This window comes from Streptomyces sp. NBC_00353, assembly GCF_036108815.1.
Classification (GTDB): Bacteria; Actinomycetota; Actinomycetes; order Streptomycetales; family Streptomycetaceae; genus Streptomyces.
The window spans coordinates 4,852,036-4,873,938 of record NZ_CP107985.1 but is presented as its reverse complement, the minus strand read 5'-3'; the positions used below and the strand labels follow the sequence as shown (position 1 = coordinate 4,873,938).

Sequence of the window (21,903 nt, the reverse complement as noted above, 5' to 3'; positions counted from 1 at the left end):
CCGGGGCAATCACACACCGCGGCAATCACACACGGCTGACACCTCGCATACAGAGCTAAAATGGATGCATGGCGGCGGGTGATCTACCGGATGAGCTCGCCGGACTTCTGCCCCGCATCCAGAGGCTCGCCCGGCGACGGCTGTGGAGCGGGCTGCCCCCACCCCGGCTGCGTGGGGCGCACGCCGAACTGCTCCGTCTTGTCGCCGCCGGACCTGGCATCCGGGTCTCCGCCGCCGCGCACGACCTCTGCCTCGCGGCCAACTCCGTCAGCACCCTGGTCAACCACCTGGTCGCGCAAGGGCTGTTGCGACGGGAGACCGACCCCGGCGACGGGCGTGCCGCACTGCTGTACCCGACCCCCGCAGGCGTCGCGCGGCTGCGCGAGTGGCGTGCCCGGCGCGACGCGCTCTTCCGTGAACACGTCGCGAAGCTCGACGCGGCCGACCGGGCCGCGCTGACCGCCGCGCTCCCGTCACTGCGCAGACTCGCCGACTCATTGCGCGAAGGGGAGGAGCCCCCGTGACCCCCGCTCTCAGCTGCACCGGTCTGACCTACTCCTTCGGTACGTCGAAAGCCGTCGACGGTCTGGACCTGCTGGTCCACCCCGGCGAGGTCTTCGGCCTGCTCGGGCCCAACGGCGCGGGCAAGACGACCACCTTGCGCGCGATCACCACCCTGCTGCCCGTGCCGCCCGGTGTCATCGAGGTGTTCGGCCATGACGCGGCCCGGCAGAAGATGGCCGTACGGCGCCTGCTCGGTTACGTACCGCAGCAGCTGTCGGCCGACGCCAGTCTCACCGGCCGGGAGAACGTCGCCCTCTTCGCCCGCGTCTTCGACGTGCCCCGCCGCCAGCGCGCGGCCCGCGTCGGACAGGCGCTGGACGCGGTCGGCCTCGGCCCCCAGGCGCACCGGCTCGCCGCCACATACTCCGGCGGCATGGTGCGCCGCCTCGAACTGGCCCAGGCCCTGGTCAGCGCACCCCGCCTGATGATCCTGGACGAGCCGACCATCGGCCTGGACCCGATCGCGCGCGACAGTGTCTGGGACCGCATCACCGAGATCCGGACCGGCACCGGGATGACCGTGCTGGTCACCACCCACTCCATGGACGAGGCCGATCAGCGCTGCGACCGGCTGGCCCTCATGCACCTCGGCAGACTCCGCGCGCTCGGCACGCCCGCCGAGCTCAAGGCCGGACTGATCGCGCACCGCCGGGAGTCCGGCGAGACCGTCCTGCCGCCGCCCACCCTGGAGGACGTCTTCCGGTACCACTCCGGAAGCGGCCTGGACGACCCCGGCCCCGGCTCAGGCCCCGGCTCCGGTCCCGGTTCAGGCTCCGGCCCCGGCTCAGGTTCCGATGAACGGAAGGGAGCGTTCCGCGATGTCCGCCGTACCCGTCGCACCGCATCACGCCTCGGCTGAACCCGGCTCGCCCGACGAGCGGTTCGCTCTGCTGCTGGACCCGCCGCCGCCCCGCACCGGCTGGCGCGTCGTCCCCGCGCGCGTCACCGCGATGTGCGTCGTGGAAATGCAGAAGCTGCGCCACGACCGCACCGAGATCTACACCCGCGCCGTGCAGCCGGCGCTCTGGCTGCTGGTCTTCGGCGTGACGTTCTCCCGAATCCACGCCATCCCGACCGGCGGCGTCCCCTACCTCGACTTCCTGGCGCCCGGCATCATCGCCCAGTCCGCCATGTTCATCGCGATCTTCTACGGCATCATGATCATCTGGGAGCGGGACTCGGGTGTCCTCACCAAACTCATGGTCACACCGACGCCGCGGACCGCCCTGGTGACCGGCAAGGCCTTCGCCGCCGGAGTGAAAGCCGTGATCCAGGCGGCGGTCGTCATCGTGATCGCCGCGCTGATCGGTGTCGGCATGACCTGGAACCCGTTGCGCCTGCTCGGCGTGGTCGTGGTCGTCGTCCTCGCCTCGGCGTTCTTCTCCTGCCTGTCGATGTCGATCGCCGGCATCGTCCTGACCCGCGACCGGCTGATGGGCATCGGCCAGGCCATCACCATGCCGCTGTTCTTCGCGTCCAACGCGCTGTACCCGGTCGCGCTGATGCCGGGCTGGCTCCAGGCCATCAGCAGGGTGAACCCGCTGAGCTACCAGGTCGACGCCCTGCGCGGGCTGCTCATCGGTACACCGGCCCACCTGGGGCTCGACTTCGCGATCCTCGCCTTCGCCGCGCTCGTCGGCATCGTCGCCGCAGGTTCGCTCCTCGGCCGGCTGGCCCGCTGAGCTACCGCGTGCGCGGACGGTCGAACCAGATCGTCAGCAGTGTCGGCCCCAGCCCCACCCAGAACACCACCTGCGGAACACCCCGGTCCGTCCACGGCACCGCCACGACGGCCACCGCGCACAGCGTCCCCACCGCCGCCTGCACCAGCACCAGCCGTGCCCAGAACATCCGGCGCAACAGCGACCGGACACTCAGCTGCACCCCCGCCCGCAGCTTCCGGTAGCGCCGCCACGCGCCGAACGCCCAGACCACCGCGATCAGCGCCAGCACGTAGAGCCGCGTGCCGATCGGCAGCGGCAGCTCGGGTCCGTCCCCGTCGGACGGGAACAGGTTGATCGCCGCACCCGCCAGCACCAGACTCAGCACGGCGAGCCACCGGGTGCCACGCAGCATCTGGAACACGGCCCGGTCCAGCCCCATGCGCATGCTGTCGGAACCGGGGTCGGCGGCCAGCGCGGACGCGTACACCTCCGCCCGCCGCCCGGGCCCCGTGCCGGGCGCGGCGGCCTGCTTCTCGGCGAGCTCACGAAGCGCCCAGGCACTCGTCGGGTCGAGCCGCAGCGTCTCGCGGATCGCGTGGTCCCGCACGTCGAAGGCCCCGTTGAGCAGCGCCGCCTTCCACAGCCCCTGGTACGCCGCGGGCTCCTCGGGGGCCATCCGGACCGCCGTCTGCGCCAGCTCGAGGACCTCGGGCCAGCGCGGCTGCCAGGCACTGACCGCCTCCGCGAGCGCGTCGACCGCCTGCCACGAGTGCGGGTTGATCCGCACCGCCTCCTGGGCCGCCGCGAGCGCCTCGTCCCGACGACCGGTCCTGCGCAGCCCGTACATCCGCACGATCCATGCGTCGCAGTCCTGCGGGGCGATCCGCAGCGCCTCGCCGGTGGTGGTGACGACGTCCTCGAACTCCCGCTCGCGCAGATGGCAGCGCGCCAGCCGCACCCAGGCCCGGAAGTCCTCGGGGTCCTCGGCGAGTCGCTCGGTCAGCAGGGCCTTCGCCTCGTCCAGCCGGTCCAGGCCGATGAGGGCGGCCGCCTGCTCGGTCAGGGGGTGCTCGGCAGTGGTCACAGCTTGCGCTTCCTCTTCAGGTAGGCGAGCAACTCGTCGTACATGCCGCCCTCGTTGGCGAACATCGCGACATTGCGCGCCGAGGCGAACCACGGATCGGTGGACGGCCGGACCTCCTTCGCCGCACCCAGCAGATCCTTCATGTTGATCATCCGGACCACCCCGGTACGGGTCGAGTCGAGCAGCGCCCGCTCCGACGCGGATTCGCAGAGGTGGGCCAGATCGGCGCCCGACAGATCCTCGGTGACCTTGACCAGCTTGCCCAGGTCGACGGATTCGATCGGCCGGTCGCGCAGGTGGTAGCGGAGGATCGCCTCGCGTGCCGGCGCGTCCGGCGGCAGGACGAGCAGGGTGCGGTCGAGCCGGCCGGGGCGCCGCAGCGCGATGTCCACATCCCAGGGGACGTTGGTCGCGGCGAGCACGAACACGCCCTCGTTGGCCCCGCCGACGCCGTCCAGTTCGGTGAGCAACTGGTTGACGGTGTTGCGCATCCCACCGTGCTGCATACGACTGCGCTTGGCTCCCAGCGCATCGACCTCGTCCAGGAACAGCACGCACGGCGCCTGGCGGCGGGCTGTCTCGAAGACCTCGTGCATATTGCGCTCGGAGTTGCCCATCCACATGTCGAGCACGTCGTTGATCGACACGGACATGAAGCTCGCCCCGAGCTCACCGGCGACGGCCCGCGCGATGAACGTCTTCCCGCAGCCGGGCGGCCCGTACATCAACAGCCCGCCGCGCAGGCTCTTCCCGTACAACCTGCCCAGTTCGGGATTGCGCATGGGAGCGAGGAACGCGGCTTCGAGGCGTTCCTTGATCTCCTCCATGCCGCCGACGTCGGCGAGCGTGACGGTACCGGGAGTGTCGACCTCCCAGGCCGTGGCGTCCCCCGGGTCGCCGCCGCCGTCCGCGGCGAGGGGTGCCTCGGGAGCGGTGGAGGTGGGGCCGGAGGTCACGAACCGCGGCGGTACGGCGTCCGCGACCTCGTTCTCGGCGGCCGCCCAGTCGAAGCCGGTGGGCGGCGCGGGGGCGTCGGGCACCTCCGGTGCCGGCTGCTGAGCCCGGGGCTCCTGCGGTGCCGGAGTCGGCACGGACTCGGGCTCTTCGGCAGCCGGTGCGGGCAGGCCCATCGCCCGCATCATGAGCGCCCGCGCCCCCGCGTCCCCGGGCGCGTGCTGCAACGCCACGGCGGTCTCGGCGACCGCGGCCTCGCTCAGACCCTCACCGAGCAACAGCTCGGCGAGGTGCAGGCGCAGCGGTACGTCGGTGGGCGCCGCGGCGACAGCGGTACGCATGCTCTGGATCAGGGGCGACTCGGTGGACATGCCGACACCCTACGGAGCGGGTCCGGCAGCCGGCGACGCGGCCTCCGGCGCCGCCCGGCCCCTGCTGCCGCGCGGCGTACGAGGGGAAGTCCGCCCAGGCGGTGGGGGAAAGGGCGAGGGCGGGGACGGCGAGGTCCGGCTCGGGCGGCTGAGCCCGCGCCGCACCTTGCCGACCATGTCTGAGCCCGTCATCGGGTGACAACTCTGCTTCCTGTTACCGAAAAGACCGGTCCGTAGCGGCAGTGGTGGTGCGGACGAACGGAGTTGGGGAGGGCCCGGATCGCCTGCGATCGGCGGGCACCGAAGGCGTGGCGGATCCTCCGCTTGTGGGGCGAAACGGGGAGAATGGCGGCGTTTCCTGGGTTGCCGCCCCGAGTCGGGATGTCGGGGCCGACGAAAGAGGACCTGTGGTGGATGCCCTGGTGAGCCGCGGAACAGGGACGGGCGAGGCGGTCGGGACGGTCCATGCGATCGCCGAGGACCGTGCGCAGTGGCGTGGACGGCTGTTGCGGGCCGGACGGGCCCTGTTCGCCGCCTACGGCTACGCAAACACGACCGTCGAGCAGCTGTGTGCCGAGGCGAAGGTGCCGGTCCGGGCCTTCTCCCAGCAGTTCACCTCGCGGGAGGCGCTGTTGATCGCGCTGTACGACGAGGTGGCGACCCGCGGACTGCGCGCGTCCGAGGCGGTCCTGCTCTCCGACGGCATGGACGAGTGCTCGACCGAGGAGCGGTTCCGTCGCCTCTTCGACGCCTATGTGCGGGCCGTCACGGATGATCCGCGCGGCGCGCGGGTGGCGTTCGTCGAAGTGCTGGGCGTCAGCCGCACGGTGGACGACCATCTCGCGATGTGGCGGAGGATGTGGTCGGAGTTCCTGACGTGCGAGGCCGAGCGTGCCGCGGAGCGGGGTGAGGTGGGGGACGGCGACCAGCGGGTCGCGGTCATGGTGATGACCCACTCGGTCGACGAGCTCCTCGCGCACCACGGCCGGCGTCCGCGCCAGGTCACGCCCGACTGGCTGACCGATGAGCTGACCCGGCTCTCCCTGATCATGCTGGGCTCGCCGTGACAGCTCGCCATGACCACGCGGCTTGACAACTCCACTTGCCGGGACGGCAAATGGAGGTATGGCAGAGGGTGCGAGGACAGCGGGAGAAGAAGAGGCGGACGGAGACGGGTTCGCCGCCGTCCTGACCGGTGTCGGTCCGAGACTGCGGGCGCTGCGCCGGGACCGCGGCACGACCCTGGCCCAGCTGAGCGATACGACCGGCATCTCGCTCAGCACCCTCTCCCGGCTGGAGTCCGGCCACCGCAGACCGACCCTGGAACTGCTGCTGCCGCTGGCCAAGGCGTACGGCGTGCAGCTGGACGAACTCGTCGGCGCCCCGCCCACCGGGGATCCCCGCATCCATCTGCGCCCCTTCACCCGCGACGGCATGACATTCATGCCGCTGACCCGTCACCTCGGCGGGCCGCACGCGTACAAGCAGATCCTTCCCGGCGGCCGAGGCGCGACCGGGCCGCTGGAGCAGCGGGTGCACGAGGGCTACGAGTGGCTGTACGTGCTGGCCGGGAGGCTTCGGCTGGTGCTGGGTGAGCACGATCTCGTACTCACCGCCGGGGAGGTCGTGGAGTTCGACACCCGTACGCCCCATGCGTGGGCCAGCGCCGGGCCGGAACCGGTCGAGTTCCTCAGCCTGTTCGGGAGACAGGGCGAGCGGATGCATGTGCGGGCGCGACCCGCGGGGCAGTGAGGAGATCCGGGGGACCCGGGGCTGTTGTCCTCAACCGCCGGACGGGCTCGACATGTAGGGACCGCCCAGGCCCCACGCCTGGTGCATCGCGTCGGCGAACGCCCCGGCAAGTTTCTGTTCACCCGTGGGGCCGGGGTGCGTACCGTCGTAGGTGTCCGTGTGGATGTCGTAGGTGGCCGGGCGCGACGCCAGCAGGATGGGGGACGCCGGCGTGTCGAGATCGGCGACGGCCTTCGCGAGCAGTTCGTTGAAGCGGTCGCACTCGGCGGCGAACGGGGCATCGGACTCGGCCCGGACGTTCGGTATCACAGGCAGGAGCACGGCCTTGACGTGAGGTGCGGCGGTGCGGGCGGCCTCGATGAACGCCCTTACGTTGAGGGCGGTCTGCTCGCTGTCCGTGTAGAACCCGAGGTCTATCAGGCCGAGCGAGACGAGCAGCACGTCCGCGCGGGTCGCGGTGACCGTGTCCGCGATCACCGGGGCCATGTGCAGCCACCCCTCGCCCCAGCCCGCCAGATGGCGGCGGGCCTCGGCGGGGAACTCCGGATCGCCGTACGCGTACGAGCCCGGGGTGTTCGTCACGGTGTCGTACAGCTCGGTGCGCGGGCCGACGATCTCGTACGGACTGTCGAAGGCCGCTTCGAGGTGCTGCCACATGCGGTAGCGCCAGGTGAAGTCGCCGGCGCGCCCGATGGTCATGGAATCGCCGACGAACATGAAACGCATGGCGACATCATGGCGGATCAACGCGCCGGGCTGCGACGTGACGATGGACACTTGACCCCATGCGTTCGTATCTGACTGTCTCCGGCGCCGCCGCGCTGCTCGTCCTCGCCGGTGCGGCCGTGACCGCGGTCCCGGCCACGGCCGACGACGGAGCTGCCGACCGCAGCTTCACGATCGAGGACCCCCGGATCACCGAGTCCAGCGGCCTCGCCGCGAGCCGCGCCCACCCGGGCATCTACTGGACGCACAACGACAGCGAGGACGGACCGTACATCTACGCCGTCGACTCCCGGACCGGGAAGACCGTCGCGACGATCACCATGCGCGGGGTCGGCGCGCCGCGCGACGTGGAGGCGATCTCGCTCGGGCCCGACGGCAATCTGTACGTCGGCGACATCGGCGACAACCTGAACGGCAGCTGGGACCACGTCTGGATCTACCGGTTCCCCGAACCGAAGGTGCTGAAGGACGCGACGGTCCGGGCGACCCAGTTCGACGTGAAGTACGCGGACGGGGCGCGCAACGCCGAGGCGCTGATGGTCCACCCGAAGACCGGCCGGGTCTACATCGCCTCGAAGAACGAGGGCGGCGGCGGACTCTACGAAGGCCCCGCACGGCTCACCACCGGCCGGACCAATGTGTTCCGGCGGGTCGGGGAGGTGCCATGGGTGACGGACGGGACGTTCTCGCCGGACGGGAAGGAACTGGTGCTGCGGTCCTACTTCAGCGCCCGTGGCTACGCGTTCGAGGACGGACGGCTCGGTGCCGACCACCGTGTGGACGCGCCGCTGCAGGGGCAGGCCGAGTCCGTGACGTACACGGCGGACGGCTCGGCGCTGATGTTCGGCTCGGAGGGCGCGCGGAGCGAGGTGGTACGGGTGGACGTCGCAGGAGCGCGCGGAAACGGCAGCGACTCCAAGTCTCCGTCGAAGGACGGCGGCGGCGCGTCGTCCGCCGGCGGCGCGGGCGGGGGCGGCAGCGAGATGAAGGGCAGCACGCTGGTCGGAGCGGCGCTGCTCGCCGCCGTGGGCGCGCTCGTCTTCATGAACCGGCGCCGCAAGCGCGGCTGACCGACCGCACCCGACCCCCGTCGGCGCAGATCCCGGGGCCGGAGCCATCCCGTGCAGCGCCGCACGTAGGGTCGGGCGCTATGACGAACCACGGGCCCGAGGCCTTCTCCACCGAGCGGCTCGACGCAACTCCGCTGCGAGCCGCGCACGCCGAGGAGATGGCGGCGGTCCTCGCCGACCCGGCCCTGCACACGTACACGGGCGGCGCCCCGGAGGACCTCGACACCCTCCGGGCTCGTTACACCCGCTGGGAATCCGGCTCCCCCGACCCTGCCGAACACTGGTGGAACTGGGTACTCCGGGTCCGCGCCGACGGCCGCCTGGCGGGCTGGGTCCAGGCCACGGTGGTGGGTCGGCGGGCCGAGATCGCCTGGGTGATCGGCACCCGGTGGCAGGGCCTGGGTTACGCGAAGGAGGCGGCGGCGGGGCTGGTGGCGCACCTGCTGGCCGGGGGCACGGTCCATACGGTCGTCGCGCACATCCACCCCGACCACACCGCGTCCGCGGCGGTGGCCGCGGCGGCAGGACTCGTCCCCACCGACGAGTGGGAGGACGGGGAGCGGCGGTGGCACCGCACGGACGTCACTTCCGGTGCTGCCCGGCCTTGAGCAGATCCGCGACATCGACTGTTGGGTGGTGTCGAGAGCGTCATCGTAGGACGGTGTGCCCCCACATGTCCCGTTGGTGATCGTCCACTCGGTCGAGTGAACGAGCGGGACATGCCCTTGTCAGTGGTCCCTACCTTGTTGATCGGGATGAGCGAGCCATTCGTAGGGTTGGCTCACCCAGGGGTGTCGGGTGTGGCTTTCAGTGGTCTGCCGTCCGTGTGGCTTCCTACGATTCGCCGCCCGACACCCCCCGACGACTCGGCTGCTGATTAGGAATTGCGATCCGATCGCTGAGTAGGGACTCGCCAGCGAGGTCGTCTGTGGTGCATGTAGGCAAACGACCCGTGGAGAGCGCGTGACAGCGATCTGGGCCGGCATCGACGCCGGCAGGACCCATCACCACTGCGTGGTGATCGACGACACCGGCAAACGGCTGCTGTCGCGGCGCGTGGCCAACGACGAGCCGGAACTGCTGAAGCTCCTGGCCGATGTCCTCGCCCTGGGCGATGAGGTCACCTGGGGCATCGACCTTGCCGACGGCGGCGCCGCCCTGCTGATCGATCTGCTCCTCAACCACAGCCAGCACACGCTCTACATCCCTGGCCGAGCCGTCAGCCGCGCCTCCGAGGGCTACCGGGGCGAAGGCAAGACCGACGCCAAGGACGCCGCGATCATCGCCGACCAGGCCCGGATCCGCCGGGACCTGCAGCCCTTGCGGCCCGGCGACGAACTCGTCGCCGAGATCAAGGTACTCACCGGCCATCGCCGCGACCTCGCCGACGACCGCACCCGCGTGATCAACCGGCTCCACAACCACCTCACCAGCATCTTTCCCTCTCTGGACCGGGCACTGGACCTCACCAACACCGGCCCGCTGATCCTGCTGACCGGCTACCAGACCCCGGCCGCCATCCGCAGGACCGGCGCCCGGCGACTGCAGACCTGGTTGCGCAACCGCAAGGTCCGCGGTGCTGCCCAGCTCGCAGAGACGGCCCTGGCGGCTGCCGAGAACCAACACACCAGCGTGACCGGGGAGAAGCCGACGGCCCAGCTCGTGCACACGCTCGCCAGGGAGGTAATGCGCCTCAATGAGCAGATCGCCGAGACCGACAAGCTCATCGAGGCCCGGTTTCGCGAGCACAAACACGCTGAGGTGATCGCGAGCATGCCCGGCATCGGACCCCTGCTCGGCGCCGAGTTCCTCGCCGCCACCGGCGGCGACATGACGGCCTTCGATAGCCCGGACCGCCTCGCCGGGTTCGCCGGCGTCGCCCCCGCTCCGCGTGACTCGGGCAAGATCAGCGGCAACCTGCACCGGCCCAGACGTTACAGCCGACGCCTCCAGCGCGTGTTCTATACCTCGGCGTTGATCAGCATCCGCTGCTGCGAGGAGTCCCGCCGCTTCTACGACCGCAAACGCGCCGAAGGCAAACGCCATACCCAGGCCGTCCTCGCCCTCGCCCGCCGCCGGGTCAACGTCTTGTGGGCCCTGTTGCGCGACGGACGGTGCTACGAACCCATACCCCCCATCACGAACGCCGCTTGACAAAAAGATTAGGAATCGTTGGCACGATGAACCGCATCACTGAGGGAGGGGTTGCCATGGGCACCTGGGACATCGGTCATTTCGACAGCGACACCGCAGCGGACTTCTCGGGGGACCTGGACGACGCCCCGGAGGGCGAGCGTGCCGAGCTGATCCGGGAGGCTCTTTCGGTGGTCGTCGGGACTCAGGACCACCTCGACTCCGACGAGGCCGTTGTGGCCGTGGCAGCGGCCGCCCTGGTGGCCGCGCAGTGCCCGGGCGGGGAGCCCGTGACGACTGCGTACGGGCCGGACGAGCCCCTTCCGACGCTTCCCCTGGAGCTGCGGGGCCTTGCGGTCCAGGCCCTCGACCGGGTGGTGACCGAGCCGTCCGAGCTGCTGGAGCTGTGGAGCGAGGGCGGGCACGGGGAGCCGTGGGAGGAAGGGATCGGCAGGCTCCGGACGGTCCTGATGGAGGCGGCGGGCTGAGCAACGGCGAGGGGCCCTTGGTACGGATCCGTACCAAGGGCCCCTCGGAGACGTACAGCTGCTCGTTACAGCTTCTCGATCACGTAGTCGATGCAGGCCGTCAGGGCCAGCACGTCCGCCGGGTCGATCGCCGGGAACATCGCGACACGCAGCTGGTTGCGGCCCAGCTTGCGGTACGGCTCCGTGTCGACGATGCCGTTGGCGCGCAGCACCTTGGCGACCGCCGATGCGTCGATCTCGTCCGCGAAGTCGATGGTGCCGATGACCTGCGAGCGCTTCGCCGGGTCGGTGACGAACGGGGTCGCGTACTTCGACTCCTCGGCCCAGCCGTACAGGTTCCGCGCGGACGTGGCGGTGCGGCCGACCGAGAAGTCCAGGCCTCCCTGGGTGTTCAGCCAGGTCAGCTGCTCGTTCAGGAGGAACAGCGTGGCGAGCGCCGGGGTGTTGTACGTCTGGTTCTTCAGGGAGTTGTCGATCGCCGTCGGCAGCGAGAAGAACTCCGGGATGTGGCGGCCGGAGGCATGGATGCGCGCGGCGCGCTCCAGGGCCGCCGGGGAGAACACGGCGATCCACAGGCCACCGTCGGCGGCGAAGGACTTCTGCGGCCCGAAGTAGTAGACGTCCGTCTCGGTGATGTCGACCGGCAGACCACCGGCGCCGGAGGTGGCGTCCACCACGACGAGGGAGCCCTCGTCGGCACCCGAGACGCGCTTGATCGGCATGGCGACACCGGTCGACGTCTCGTTGTGCGTGAACGCGTAGACGTCGACGCCCGCCTCGGCCTGCGGCTCCGGGTGGGTGCCCGGGTCGGAGGCGATGACGCTCGGGTCGGCCAGCCACGGGGCGAGCTCGGCGGCCTTCGTGAACTTCGACGAGAACTCACCGAAGTTGAGGTGCTGGGACTTCGTCTCGATCAGACCGTGCGTCGCGATGTCCCAGAAGGCGGTGGAACCGCCGTTGCCCAGGATCACCTCGTAGCCCTCGGGGAGGGAGAAGAGGTCGCGCACACCCTGACGCACCGAGCCGACCAGGTTCTTGACCGGGGCCTGGCGGTGGGACGTACCGAGAAGAGACGTTCCGGTGGCGGCCAGCGCGTCGAGCGCCTCCGTCCGCACCTTGGAAGGACCGGCGCCGAAGCGTCCGTCGGAGGGCTTGATGTCAGCGGGAATCTGGATATCGGCCACGAACCGGAGCGTAGTACCTCGTGGACACGGTCGAGGACCGTGTCCGTCGGATGAGACACCGCTCCGGCCTGTGGACCACCTCGAACGGCGGATCAGCCCAGCTCGACCGGCAGGTCGTACAGGTCGTTCTGGGTGACGATCGGCTTGTTCCGCAGCTCGGAGGCCGGGACGGCGAGTTCCAGATCCGGGAACCGCTCGTACAGCGCGGGCAGCGCCACCCCCGCCTCCAGCCGCGACAGCGCCGCCCCGGGGCACACATGCGGGCCGTGGCCGAACGCGATGTGGCGGTTGGGGGAGCGGGTGACATCGAAGTCACCGGCGGTCGGCCCGTACTGCGCCTCGTCGCGGCCCAGCGCACCGAAGGAGACGATCAGCGCCTCGCCCTTCGGCAGCACCTTGTCGCCGACTTCGACGTCCTCCGTGGCGAACCGGATCAGCACATGCGAGGTCGGGGTGTTCCAGCGCAGGGTCTCCTCGATCACGTTCTCCCACGGCACCTCCCCGCCGAGCACCTGCTTGCGCTGCTCGGGGTGGGTCTGGAGTGCCACGACCGCGTTCACGATCAGGCTGATGGTGGTCTCGTGGCCTGCCGCGATGATCAGCTGGAGGGTGTTGACGATCTCCTCGTCGGTGAGGTGGTCGCCGTCCTCGGAGGCCGCGATCAGGGCGCTCGTCAGATCGTCACCCGGGCTCTCACGCTTGGCGTCGACGATCTTCGTGAAGAGGGCGCCGAGGTCCGCCATCATCTGCGGGACCTCCTCCGGCGGCGTCTGCGTCGAGAAGAACTTCTCGAACAGCTCCTTCAGCCGCGGGTGGTCGGCGGCGTCCACGCCCATCAGCTCGCTGATCACGTTCATCGGCAGCGGGTACGCGAACTCCGCCTTCAGGTCGATCTGCTCGCCCCGGGGCAGCGCCGACAGCCGGTCCAGGCTCGCCGTCGTCAGCGCCTCGATGCCGGCCCGCAGCCGCTCCACCCGCTTCACGGTCAGCGCCTGCGCGACCAGGGTGCGCAGCCGGCGGTGGTCCGCGCCGTCGACCGTCAGCATGGAACGGCCCGGGTTGGCGAGGCCGATCAGCGGCCAGTCCATCGGTATCTCGCCGCGCTGCCAGGCGCTCCAGACATTGATGTCCTTGACGACCCGGCTGTCGGTGAGCAGCTGCCGCGCCTCGGCGTGGTGGGTGACCGCGTAGCAGTGCACCCCGCCCGGCAGCTCCACCTCGGCGAGCGGACCCGCCGCGCGCAGCCGGGCGCTCTCGCCGTCGAGATCGGTGACGAAGGGGTCAAGGGCGATCCGGGTCATCAATGGCCTCCAAGGGCGGGGGTGGGAGTGAACGTCACGGGCAGGTCCGTCAGGCCCCGCAGCCAGGGGGACGGGCGCCGGGTCAGCTGTTCGGCGGGGACGGCGAGGTCGAGGTCCGGCAGCCGGTCCAGCAGCACCTCGATGCCGGTACGGGCGATGACCTCGGCGGTCTCCTGGGCCGGGAACGGGCAGCGGTGCTCGCCGTGGCCGAAGGAGAGAAACGCGTTGTTGCCGCCGGTCAGTGACGAGCCGTCGGTGCGGACCTGCGGATCCCCGTTGGCGGCGGCGATGCCGAGCAGCAGCAGGTCGCCCGCCTGGATGTGACGGCCGCCGAGGTGGGTGTCGCGCGACGCCCAGCGGCCCGCCACGTTCTGCGTCGGGGTGTCTTCCCAGAGGACCTCGTTCATGGCCTCGGCGACGCTGTGCCGGCCGCCCGACAGGGACGCGGCGAACCGGTCGTCGGTGAGCATCAGCCGCAGCGAGTTGCCCATCCAGTCGGCGGTCGGCTGGTGGCCCGCGGCCATCATGACCATCAGGTCCTGGGCGATTTCCTCGTCGGTGAAGCCGCCGGGGTCGGCGAGCATCCGGGTGGCGACGTCGTCGGCGGGCTCGGCGTTCTTGTCGACCAGCAGCTGGACCATGGACGAGGCGAGGTGCTGCTGCCCGGCGAGGGCCCGCTCGCGGCCGTCGATCATGTCGTTGATCGAGCCGACGAGCGCAAATCCGGTATCGCTGCCGAAGCCGTAGATCTTCGCCAGGACGAGGGCCGGGAGCAGCATCGCGTAGTCGGCGATGATGTCGGTCCCGCCCTTGGAGCAGAACCGGTCGATGAGCGTGTCCGCGAAGTCCTCCGCGTACCGCTTGAGCGCGAACGGGTCGACGGCCTCCAGCGCGTTGCTGATCATCGCGGCGCGCTCGGTGTGGCGCGGGCCGACCGTGTACAGGATCGACGGCTGCTTGCGGCCGATCATCGGCAGCAGCGGCCAGTCGTCCGGAATGCGGTCCCACTGGTTCCACAGGTCGGAGTCGCGGCTGAACAGCACCGGGTCGTTGGTCAGCTGGTGCAGTTCGCGGTAGCCGAGGACGAGCCAGGCGGGTACGTCGCCGTCGAGGACGACAGGCGCCACGGCTCCGTGGTCGCGGCGCATCTCCCGGTACAGCCGGGTCGGTTCGGTCTGGAACCGGGGGCCCGAGAGCGGCGCGGGGCCGTGCGGGACGGGGCAGCCGGCGGGGGGCGCCGGGGGCTGAGTCACGAGCTGGGCTCCGGGGTCTTCTGCGGTGCGGGCTCCGGCGTGGTCTCCGGACGGGCGGCGGACGGGGCGGACACCTTGCCCTGCGCGAGCGCATGGAGGTGCTCGACCAGCGTGATCAGTACGTACTTGCTCGACGAACGGTCCCGGGCGTCGCACTCCACCAGGGGTATGTCGTCCGAGAGGTCGAGCGCCTCACGTATCTGCTGTTCGGTGTGGAGCGGGCCGCCGAAGTCGTTGCACGCCACGATGAACGGCGTGCCGTGGTGCTCCAGGCGGTCGATCGCGTACCAGGAGTCGGCGAGCCGACGGGTGTCGACGAGGACGACGGCGCCGAGCGTGCCCGAGAACAGCCGGTCCCACAGGAACCAGAAGCGTTCCTGACCGGGGGCGCCGAACAGGTACAGCACCGAGCGTTCGTCGAGCGTGATCCGGCCGAAGTCGAAGGCGACGGTCGTGGACGATTTCGCGTACACCCCGTCGAGACGGTCGACGGCCTCGCCCGCGCGGGTCATGGTCTCTTCCGTGTTCAGCGGACGGATCTCGCTGACGGATCGGACCATGGTGGTCTTGCCGACGCCGAAGCCGCCGACGACGACGATCTTCAGTCCGTTGTCGGCCGTCGCCTGCAGGGCGGAACGGTCAGAGGTTGCGGAGTCCAACGAGCACCTGTTCCAGGATGTCGGGGTCGGGGAACCGGTCCGCGACACGGGCGGTACGGGGGTGACGGGCGCTGATCCGGCCGGTGGCCAGCAGATCGGACAGCATGATCCGGACGATGCTGACCGGCAGGCCGAGGCCCGCCGCGATCTCCACGACCGCGGTGGGGCGCTCGCACATGCGCAGGATGGTGACGTGCTCCGACTGCATGCCGGGGGACGGCTCGCATTCGGAGACCACCAGCGTCACCAGGTCGAACGCGTCCGAATCGGACCGGCTGCGGCCACCGGTGAGGGTGTACAGCCGGTCCGGACCGTCGTCCCGGCCGGGTCGGGGGCGGGTCATACGTCGGCGGTCGCGTCGACGGTGGCAGTCGGGTCCGCGGTGGAGCGCGGCGGGGCACTGAGGTGCTCGCCGAGCTGCTCGACGAGCTCGCTCATGTTGTGCCCGATGAGGCCGACATCGGCGTCCTCGGAGGCGACGACCGCGAGATGGGCGCCCGCGCCCGCCTCGACGATGAACAGCACGCCGCCGTAGAACTCGGCCATCGCGGACCGTACGCCGCCGGTGCCGTCACCGAACTCGACGGACGCGCCGTGCGAGAGGCTCTGGATGCCGGCCGAGATCGCGGCCAGCTGGTCGGCCTGGTCGACGGAGAGCTCGGGGGTGCGGCACAGCTTGAGGCCGTCCCTGGAGAGGACGAGGGCATGCCGGGTGCCGGGGGTGCGCTCCAGGAGCCCCTCCAGCAGCCAGTTGAGCTTCTCGTCGGTGGTCGCGGTCATCGGGTGTTGCCTTCCGGGTGCGGGGAATTGGGCCGTACAGCCTGGCGGAAGCTGCTGAAGCGCGCTGCCTGTTCCTTGGGGTCGGCGGTACGGGGCCGGGGAGTTGCGGTGGCGCCGTCGGTCCGGGCGCGGGCCTCGGCGGCGGCGAGGGTACGACCGCGGGTGCGCTTGGGCAGTCCGCTCTCGCCGGTGGCGGGCTCGGGCTCGGCGTCGGTGCCGGTCTCTGTGCCGGGCTCAGCGCCGGTGCCGGTGCCGGCGTCGGCCTCCGGTGCCGTGTCCGTCGCGTCGTGGGCGGGTTCCGGCCCGGCGGCCGGCGCGAGGGGCGGCGTCGCGGTGACCGGGGCGGGTGCCGGAACGGCCACCGGGGTCCGGGTGATGAGCTCCTGCGGGAGCATCATCAATGCTCCCGTGCCGCCCCGCGCGGACGGCCGGAACGACACCGTCAGACCGTGCTTGCGGGCCAGCCGGCCGACGACGGCCAGGCCGAGCCGGGTGCCGGACAGCCCGGCCAGGTCCTGGTCGGTCGCGGACACCGCGCGCTCGGCGCGCCGCAACTGCACATCGCTCATCACCAGGCCGCTGTCCTCGACAGTCAGCACGACACCGGCCGGCACCTCCTCGACGTACACATGGACTTCCGCGGTGGGCGGCGAGAAGTTGGCAGCGTTGTCGAGGAGTTCGGCGAGGGCGTGCATGACACCCTCGGCGGCGTGGCCGGCGATCGCGACATCACTGGTCGAGTGGAGACGTACCCGCTGATAGCCGCCGATCCGGCCCATCGCGCCGCGCAGGATGGACTCCATCACGATCGGCTTCGCCCAGCGGCGTCCGGAGCGGGCACCGGTCAGCACGGCGATCGAGTCGGCCACCCGGCCGACCTGGGCGGTGCGGTGGTCCAGGTGCAGCAGATCCCCGAGGATGTCCTCGGCGGAGTGCCGGTGCTCCATCTCGCGCAGGTCGGCGAGCATGCTCGTGGCCAGGGCCTGCATCCGGCCCGCGGCATTGGCGCATGCGGCGACCGCGGCGGAGCGCTCGGTGGCGCTGCGGGCCGCGCGGGCGGTCAGCTGTTCCACCTCGGCGCCCAGCCGGGCGGCCTCGGCGGCCGCCTGCTCGGTGATCCGGGCGGTCTCGGCCGAGGCGGCGGCCTTGATCCTGGCCGTCTCCGCGGTGAACCGCTGGGCCTCGGCCGCGGACGTCGACACCAGCCGCGAGGTCTCCGCGGTGAACCGCTCGGCCTCCACCGCGTGACGCGCGCGCAGCAGGCGCATGGTGACCCGGGCGTGCACGGCGGCCGCCACGGCGACCGACAGCAGCACGGCGGCGGCGCCCGCCCCCCAGGCCAGCGGGGTCCTTACCGAGGCGGGGGCGGCGACGGCCGCCCACAGGCAGCAGGAGCCGGTGACGGCCGCCGAGACCAGCAGGGCCAGTGCGGTCGGCCGGGATGAGGAGCGCAAGCGGAGTCCTTGGGGGCGGACGGTGACGGACAGGGCGGATCCGGACAGTTCGGCGCGGGCGAGGGTGAGGGCGATAACTGGAGCTGATAATTCCTAATCAAGTCGAGGTCACTATATGAGAATTGACGATCTGTTTGGGAAGCGCTTGCGGCTTTCTTTGTTACGTATGTGACTACGGGGCCGACGTATTCCGACGTATTCCGACGTACTGACGTATTCAGGGGAAACGCGAGGGGCGGCAGCTCCAGTGGCACGGTCGGCGGGACGATCGACGGCATCCTGAGCGCATGACCGACGAGCAGATGCGGACCTCTCTTGTGCGGGCCCTCTCCAGCGCCGTGCGCGGAGAGGTGGAGTTCGACGCCGCCGCACGGGCGCTGATGACGATGGACGCCTCGAACTACCGTCGCGTACCGCTCGGCGTAGTCGCTCCGCGCGACGCCGACGACATCGCCGCCGCGCTCGCCGTCTGCCGCGCGCACGAGGTGCCCGTGGTCCCGCGCGGCGGCGGTACCTCCATCGCCGGGCAGGCCACCGGCACCGGTGTGGTCCTCGACCTCACCCGCCACCTGCGGTCGATCGTGGAGCTGGACGCCGGGGCCCGCACGGCCGTCGTCCAGCCGGGCGTGATCCTGGACGACCTGCGCCGCGCCGCCGCACCGCACGGCCTCACGTTCGGCCCGGACCCGTCCACGCACAGCCGCTGCACACTCGGCGGGATGATCGGCAACAACTCCTGCGGCTCGCACTCGGTGGCCTGGGGCACCACCGCCGACAACGTCGAAGCGCTGACCGTCGCCCGCTACGGCGGCGACACGCTGCGGCTGGGCCGCGGCCGGTGGGACGGCGCGCCCGCCGGCCTGCGCGAACTGGCCGGCAGCCACCTCGCCCTGCTGCGCACCGGCTTCCCCGAACTCCCGCGCCGCATCTCCGGGTACGCCCTCGACGCCCTGCTGCCGGAGCGCGGACCGGACCTGGCCCGCGCCTTCTGCGGCAGCGAGGGGACGCTCGGCGTGGTGACGGAGGCGACCGTACGGCTGGTCGAGGCACCCGAGGCCCGCGCCCTCGCCGTACTCGGGTACGCCGACGAGTCCGCGGCCGCCGAAGCCGCCCCCGGCCTCCTCCCGTACTGCCCCCTGACGGTCGAGGGCATGGCCGCCGATCTCGTACGCGAACCGGCCGGTCTGCCGCGCGGCGGAGCCTGGCTCTTCGTCGAGACGGGCGGCGCCACCCCGGCCGAGGCACGGGCACGCGCCGCACAGATCCTGCGGGCGGCCGACGCGTTGGACGCGGCCGTCGTCACCGACCCGGCCGGCCAGCGGGTCCTGTGGCGCATCCGGGAGGACGCATCCGGCACGGCGACCCGGATGCCCGACGGCAGTGAGGCCTGGCCCGGCTGGGAGGACTGCGCCGTACCGCCCGCACGCCTCGGCCCCTATCTGCGCGAATTCCGCGCCCTGCTCACGGCACACGGGCTGCGCGGCACACCGTACGGACACTTCGGCGACGGCTGCATCCATGTGCGGATCGACTTCGACCTGCTGAGCGGTGAGGGCGTGGCCCGGTTCCGCCGCTTCTCCGAGGAGCTGGCCACGCTTGTCGTCGCGCACGGCGGATCGCTGAGCGGGGAACACGGCGACGGGCAGGCCCGGGCCGAACTGCTTCCTCGCATGTACGGGGACGAACTCGTCGCTCTCTTCGGGAGGTTCAAGGATCTCTGGGACCCGGACGGCGGCATGAACCCCGGTGTGCTCGCCCGCCCGGCCCGCCTCGACGAGAACCTCCGCTTCGACGTCCTGCCGACGCGCCCGGTGGACGTCACCTTCGGCTACCCGCACGACGGCGGCGACTTCTCGGCGGCCGTACGACGGTGTGTCGGCGTCGCGAAGTGCCGTACGGCGCAGGCGCCGGGCACGGGCGTGATGTGCCCGTCGTTCCGGGCGACCGGTGAGGAGGCGCACTCCACCCGCGGCCGGGCCCGGCTGCTGCACGAGATGCTCGCGGGTGAGGTGATCACGGACGGATGGCGGTCGAAGGAGGTCCGGGACGCGCTCGACCTGTGCCTGTCCTGCAAAGGATGCCGCAGCGACTGCCCGGTGGGCGTGGACATGGCCACGTACAAGGCGGAGTTCCTGCACCACCACTACCGGGGGCGGCTGCGCCCTGCCGCCCACTACGTGATGGGCCGGCTGCCGGGGTGGCTGCGGCTCGCGGCCCCGTTCGCGCCCGTGCTGAACCTGCTGGCCCGGATCCGCCCGCTCGCCGCACTGGCGAAACGGCTCGCGGGCATCGCTGCGGAGCGGACGATTCCGGTGCTGGCGGGGGAGACGTTCACCCGGTGGGCGGTCAAGCGCGGGGGCCGGGGGACGGTGCTCCTTTCGAGCGACCAGGTGGTGACGGTCTGGCCGGACACCTTCACCAACCACCTCTCCCCGGAGGTCGGCAGGGCGGCTGTCCGGGTCCTGGAGGCGGCGGGCCGGACAGCCCTGTACCCGGGGCGGGGGGTGTGCTGCGGCCTCACCTACGTATCGACGGGCCAGCTGGACAAGGCCCGCAGGGTCATGCGCCGCACGCTGGACCGGATGGGGGCCTCCCTCGGCGACCCGCTCGTCGTCCTCGAACCGAGCTGCGCCGCCACCCTCCGTACGGATCTCCCGGAACTCCTCCCCGACGACCCCCGCGCCGCCGAACTCGCCACCTCCGTACGCACTTTGGCCCAGTACCTGGAGGAGTACGCCCCTGACTGGCAGCCGCCGCGCCTGGACCGCCCGGTCGTCGGCCAGACCCACTGCCACCAGCACGCCGTCCTCGGTGACGCGGCGGAACGACGGCTGCGCGAACGCGCCGGACTGGAAGGGGAACTGACCGGTGGCTGCTGCGGACTGGCGGGCAACTTCGGTTTCGAACGAGGCCACTGGGGGGTGTCGGTGGCATGCGCGGAGGAGCAGCTGCTGCCGTCGGTACGGAGCGCGGAGCCCGGCACGGACATCCTGGCGGACGGCTTCTCCTGCCGGACCCAGCTGGCACAGCTGGCGGGAGTGCGGTCGAGACACCTGGCAGAGCTGCTGGCAGAAGGCCTGAACAGTACCGACACCCACCCGGTCTGACCCCAGCCCCTGCGGCGCCCGCCCCGGGCCCCGGCGGCAACACCCCAAGCCCCTGCGGCGATCGAGCAGCGGGCCTCCGGGGTGGAGCCCCGGGTTCGGGAAGGGGCGGGGCGGGGAGCGGAACCGCCCCGCCCCGCGCGCCATCAGCCCGTGGCGGCCGCCCGCGCCACCGCCGCCACCAACCGCTCGTTCTCCGGCGCCGCCCCGCCAGGAAACGCATACCGCCGCCGTGTGTACCCGTACGCCACCCCACTGGCCGGATCCGCGAACGCCTGCGCCCCCGCCGCACCGCAGTGCCCGAACGCCCCCTCGCCCAGCGACGGATACCGCACGGACGGCCGCTCGAAGCCGAGCCCGAAGTGGTCCTCCTCGCCGGTCACCAGGTCGGTGCCCACCGCGTGCGGCCGGGCGACGTCGGCGAGCGTCTCCGCCTTGAGCAGCGGGGCCCGGCCGTCCACCTCCGAGATGGCGGCCGCGTACATCCCGGCCAGCCCGCGCGCGGAGCCCACACCACCCACCGAGGCCGGGCCGAGCGCCCGCACGGACGGCTTGTTGATCCACGCGATCAGGTCTGTCGGGTAGTTGAAGGCGACGGCCCTGAGACTCTTCGGATCGACCGGGTCGAGCGCGAGCCCGGCCGCCTGCTCCGGGGTGGGTGCCATCGGCCGGATGGCGACGTAGCGCGCTTCGAGCGCCTCGGGCTGCCCCAGAAAGAAGTCCAGCCCGTACGGGGCCCTGATCCGCTCCTCGAAGAGCTCCTGGATCGACTGCCCGGTGACCCGGCGCACCACTTCACCGGTGAGGGCCCCGATCACCAGGCCGTGGTACCCGTACGCCGTGCCGGGCGTCCAGAACGGCTTCTGCTCCGCCAGCCGGGCGGCGAGCAGCCGGTCGTCGGCCAGCTCCTCGTCGCTGAACCCGCCCTCGACCCCGATCGCTCCGGAGGCGTGCGCGAGCAGCTGCCGCAGTGTCAGCTCACCCTTGCCCTCGGCGGCGAACGCCGGCCAGTAGGAGGCGACCGTACGGTCCAGGTCGAGAACGCCGTCCTGGATCAGCAACGCGACGACCAGGTGAGCGGCGCCCTTGGTGGACGAGTACACGGCGGGCAGTGAATCCGCCTCGATCCCGTCCCCGGCCCACAGATCGACGACCGTCCGGCCGTGCAGCCGCACTGCGAGCTGGGACCCGGGCTCGGTGGTGTCCTCGGCGAGTACGGCGGCGTAGGCGTCCCGTACGCCTTCGAAGCCCGGCGCGACCGTGCCGTGCACGGTGATGTCGTTCGTCAAGGTGATCCCCCAGGTGTCGGCCGGCCTGTGTCCGGCTTTCACAGCACCCCAACTCCCCTGCTGTGCGGGGAAA

Annotated in this window: 22 protein-coding genes; 11 read left to right on the top strand and 11 right to left on the bottom strand. The window is 71.4% G+C overall.

Annotated features, from left to right (window positions below):
* The first annotated feature begins 68 nt into the window (after nt 1-68).
* The 3 genes from OHA88_RS21985 to OHA88_RS21975 are packed head-to-tail and all read left to right on the top strand — an operon-like array spanning nt 69 to nt 2,246.
* On the top strand, nt 69-524 hold the full coding sequence (locus OHA88_RS21985; RefSeq protein ID WP_328626767.1) for a MarR family winged helix-turn-helix transcriptional regulator: 456 nt from the start codon (nt 69-71) through the stop codon (nt 522-524).
* Nucleotides 521-1,423, top strand: coding sequence for an ABC transporter ATP-binding protein (locus OHA88_RS21980; protein ID WP_328626766.1), 903 nt, complete (start codon nt 521-523; stop codon nt 1,421-1,423). The genes OHA88_RS21985 and OHA88_RS21980 overlap by 4 nt, the downstream gene beginning before the upstream one ends.
* Nucleotides 1,383-2,246 carry an ABC transporter permease gene (locus OHA88_RS21975; RefSeq protein WP_328626765.1) on the top strand — a complete coding sequence of 288 codons (864 nt, stop codon included), beginning with the start codon at nt 1,383-1,385 and terminating at the stop codon, nt 2,244-2,246. The genes OHA88_RS21980 and OHA88_RS21975 overlap by 41 nt, the downstream gene beginning before the upstream one ends.
* A gap of 1 nt (nt 2,247) precedes the next feature.
* Here the strand turns inward: OHA88_RS21975 and OHA88_RS21970 are convergent, their stop codons facing one another.
* A complete protein-coding gene (locus OHA88_RS21970) occupies nt 2,248-3,312 on the bottom strand; it encodes a tetratricopeptide repeat protein (protein WP_328626764.1) in 1,065 nt (354 codons plus the stop codon).
* Complete coding sequence (locus OHA88_RS21965) at nt 3,309-4,637, bottom strand: ATP-binding protein (protein ID WP_328626763.1); 1,329 nt, start codon at nt 4,635-4,637, stop codon at nt 3,309-3,311. Before OHA88_RS21965 ends, OHA88_RS21970 begins: the two co-directional genes overlap by 4 nt.
* Here OHA88_RS21965 and OHA88_RS21960 point away from each other — a divergent pair.
* The 3 genes from OHA88_RS21960 to OHA88_RS21950 all read left to right on the top strand — a co-directional run bounded on the left by OHA88_RS21960 (nt 4,636) and on the right by OHA88_RS21950 (nt 6,389).
* Nucleotides 4,636-4,836, top strand: coding sequence for a hypothetical protein (locus OHA88_RS21960; RefSeq protein WP_328626762.1), 201 nt, complete (start codon nt 4,636-4,638; stop codon nt 4,834-4,836). The two genes, OHA88_RS21965 and OHA88_RS21960, sit on opposite strands and share 2 nt — an antisense overlap.
* 208 nt (nt 4,837-5,044) lie before the next feature.
* A complete protein-coding gene (locus OHA88_RS21955) occupies nt 5,045-5,704 on the top strand; it encodes a TetR/AcrR family transcriptional regulator (RefSeq protein WP_443044267.1) in 660 nt (219 codons plus the stop codon).
* A 58-nt stretch (nt 5,705-5,762) separates the two neighbouring features.
* Nucleotides 5,763-6,389 (top strand): helix-turn-helix domain-containing protein, encoded by a 627-nt coding sequence (locus OHA88_RS21950; protein ID WP_328626760.1) that lies wholly within the window; start codon nt 5,763-5,765, stop codon nt 6,387-6,389.
* Nucleotides 6,390-6,419: 30 nt separating this feature from the next.
* Here OHA88_RS21950 and OHA88_RS21945 read toward each other — a convergent pair whose 3' ends face one another.
* Nucleotides 6,420-7,115, bottom strand: a complete 696-nt coding sequence (locus OHA88_RS21945; RefSeq protein ID WP_328629758.1) for a GDSL-type esterase/lipase family protein — start codon at nt 7,113-7,115, stop codon at nt 6,420-6,422.
* Nucleotides 7,116-7,174: 59 nt separating this feature from the next.
* On the opposite strand from OHA88_RS21945, the gene OHA88_RS21940 reads away from it, so the two are divergent.
* The 4 genes from OHA88_RS21940 (at nt 7,175) to OHA88_RS21925 (ending at nt 10,806) form a co-directional block, all read left to right on the top strand.
* Nucleotides 7,175-8,185: a WD40 repeat domain-containing protein gene (locus tag OHA88_RS21940; protein WP_328626759.1), complete on the top strand. Its 1,011-nt coding sequence runs from the start codon at nt 7,175-7,177 to the stop codon at nt 8,183-8,185.
* Between the two features lie 80 nt (nt 8,186-8,265).
* On the top strand, nt 8,266-8,793 hold the full coding sequence (locus tag OHA88_RS21935) for a GNAT family N-acetyltransferase (RefSeq protein ID WP_328626758.1): 528 nt from the start codon (nt 8,266-8,268) through the stop codon (nt 8,791-8,793).
* A 355-nt stretch (nt 8,794-9,148) separates the two neighbouring features.
* Nucleotides 9,149-10,339, top strand: coding sequence for an IS110 family transposase (locus tag OHA88_RS21930; protein ID WP_328623815.1), 1,191 nt, complete (start codon nt 9,149-9,151; stop codon nt 10,337-10,339).
* Between the two features lie 56 nt (nt 10,340-10,395).
* Nucleotides 10,396-10,806: a DUF4259 domain-containing protein gene (locus OHA88_RS21925; protein WP_328629757.1), complete on the top strand. Its 411-nt coding sequence runs from the start codon at nt 10,396-10,398 to the stop codon at nt 10,804-10,806.
* A 65-nt stretch (nt 10,807-10,871) separates the two neighbouring features.
* On the opposite strand, the gene serC is transcribed toward OHA88_RS21925, so the two are convergent.
* The 7 genes from serC to OHA88_RS21890 form a co-directional block, all read right to left on the bottom strand.
* Nucleotides 10,872-11,990: a phosphoserine transaminase gene (serC, locus tag OHA88_RS21920; RefSeq protein WP_328626757.1), complete on the bottom strand. Its 1,119-nt coding sequence runs from the start codon at nt 11,988-11,990 to the stop codon at nt 10,872-10,874.
* Between the two features lie 92 nt (nt 11,991-12,082).
* Nucleotides 12,083-13,291 carry a cytochrome P450 family protein gene (locus tag OHA88_RS21915; RefSeq protein WP_328626756.1) on the bottom strand — a complete coding sequence of 403 codons (1,209 nt, stop codon included), beginning with the start codon at nt 13,289-13,291 and terminating at the stop codon, nt 12,083-12,085.
* The gene (locus OHA88_RS21910) at nt 13,291-14,544 is read right to left on the bottom strand and encodes a cytochrome P450 (protein ID WP_267003314.1); all 1,254 of its coding nucleotides are present in this window, start codon (nt 14,542-14,544) and stop codon (nt 13,291-13,293) included. Before OHA88_RS21910 ends, OHA88_RS21915 begins: the two co-directional genes overlap by 1 nt.
* Complete coding sequence (locus OHA88_RS21905; protein ID WP_328626755.1) at nt 14,541-15,203, bottom strand: GTP-binding protein; 663 nt, start codon at nt 15,201-15,203, stop codon at nt 14,541-14,543. The genes OHA88_RS21910 and OHA88_RS21905 overlap by 4 nt, the downstream gene beginning before the upstream one ends.
* On the bottom strand, nt 15,184-15,546 hold the full coding sequence (locus tag OHA88_RS21900) for a DUF742 domain-containing protein (RefSeq protein ID WP_267003310.1): 363 nt from the start codon (nt 15,544-15,546) through the stop codon (nt 15,184-15,186). The genes OHA88_RS21905 and OHA88_RS21900 overlap by 20 nt, the downstream gene beginning before the upstream one ends.
* Nucleotides 15,543-15,983, bottom strand: a complete 441-nt coding sequence (locus OHA88_RS21895) for a roadblock/LC7 domain-containing protein (protein ID WP_328626754.1) — start codon at nt 15,981-15,983, stop codon at nt 15,543-15,545. The genes OHA88_RS21900 and OHA88_RS21895 overlap by 4 nt, the downstream gene beginning before the upstream one ends.
* Nucleotides 15,980-17,437, bottom strand: coding sequence for an ATP-binding protein (locus OHA88_RS21890; protein WP_328626753.1), 1,458 nt, complete (start codon nt 17,435-17,437; stop codon nt 15,980-15,982). Before OHA88_RS21890 ends, OHA88_RS21895 begins: the two co-directional genes overlap by 4 nt.
* A gap of 287 nt (nt 17,438-17,724) precedes the next feature.
* On the opposite strand from OHA88_RS21890, the gene OHA88_RS21885 reads away from it, so the two are divergent.
* A complete protein-coding gene (locus tag OHA88_RS21885) occupies nt 17,725-20,544 on the top strand; it encodes an FAD-binding and (Fe-S)-binding domain-containing protein (RefSeq protein WP_328626752.1) in 2,820 nt (939 codons plus the stop codon).
* A 143-nt stretch (nt 20,545-20,687) separates the two neighbouring features.
* Here the strand turns inward: OHA88_RS21885 and OHA88_RS21880 are convergent, their stop codons facing one another.
* Nucleotides 20,688-21,836 (bottom strand): serine hydrolase domain-containing protein, encoded by a 1,149-nt coding sequence (locus tag OHA88_RS21880; protein WP_328629756.1) that lies wholly within the window; start codon nt 21,834-21,836, stop codon nt 20,688-20,690.
* Nucleotides 21,837-21,903: the final 67 nt, after the last annotated feature.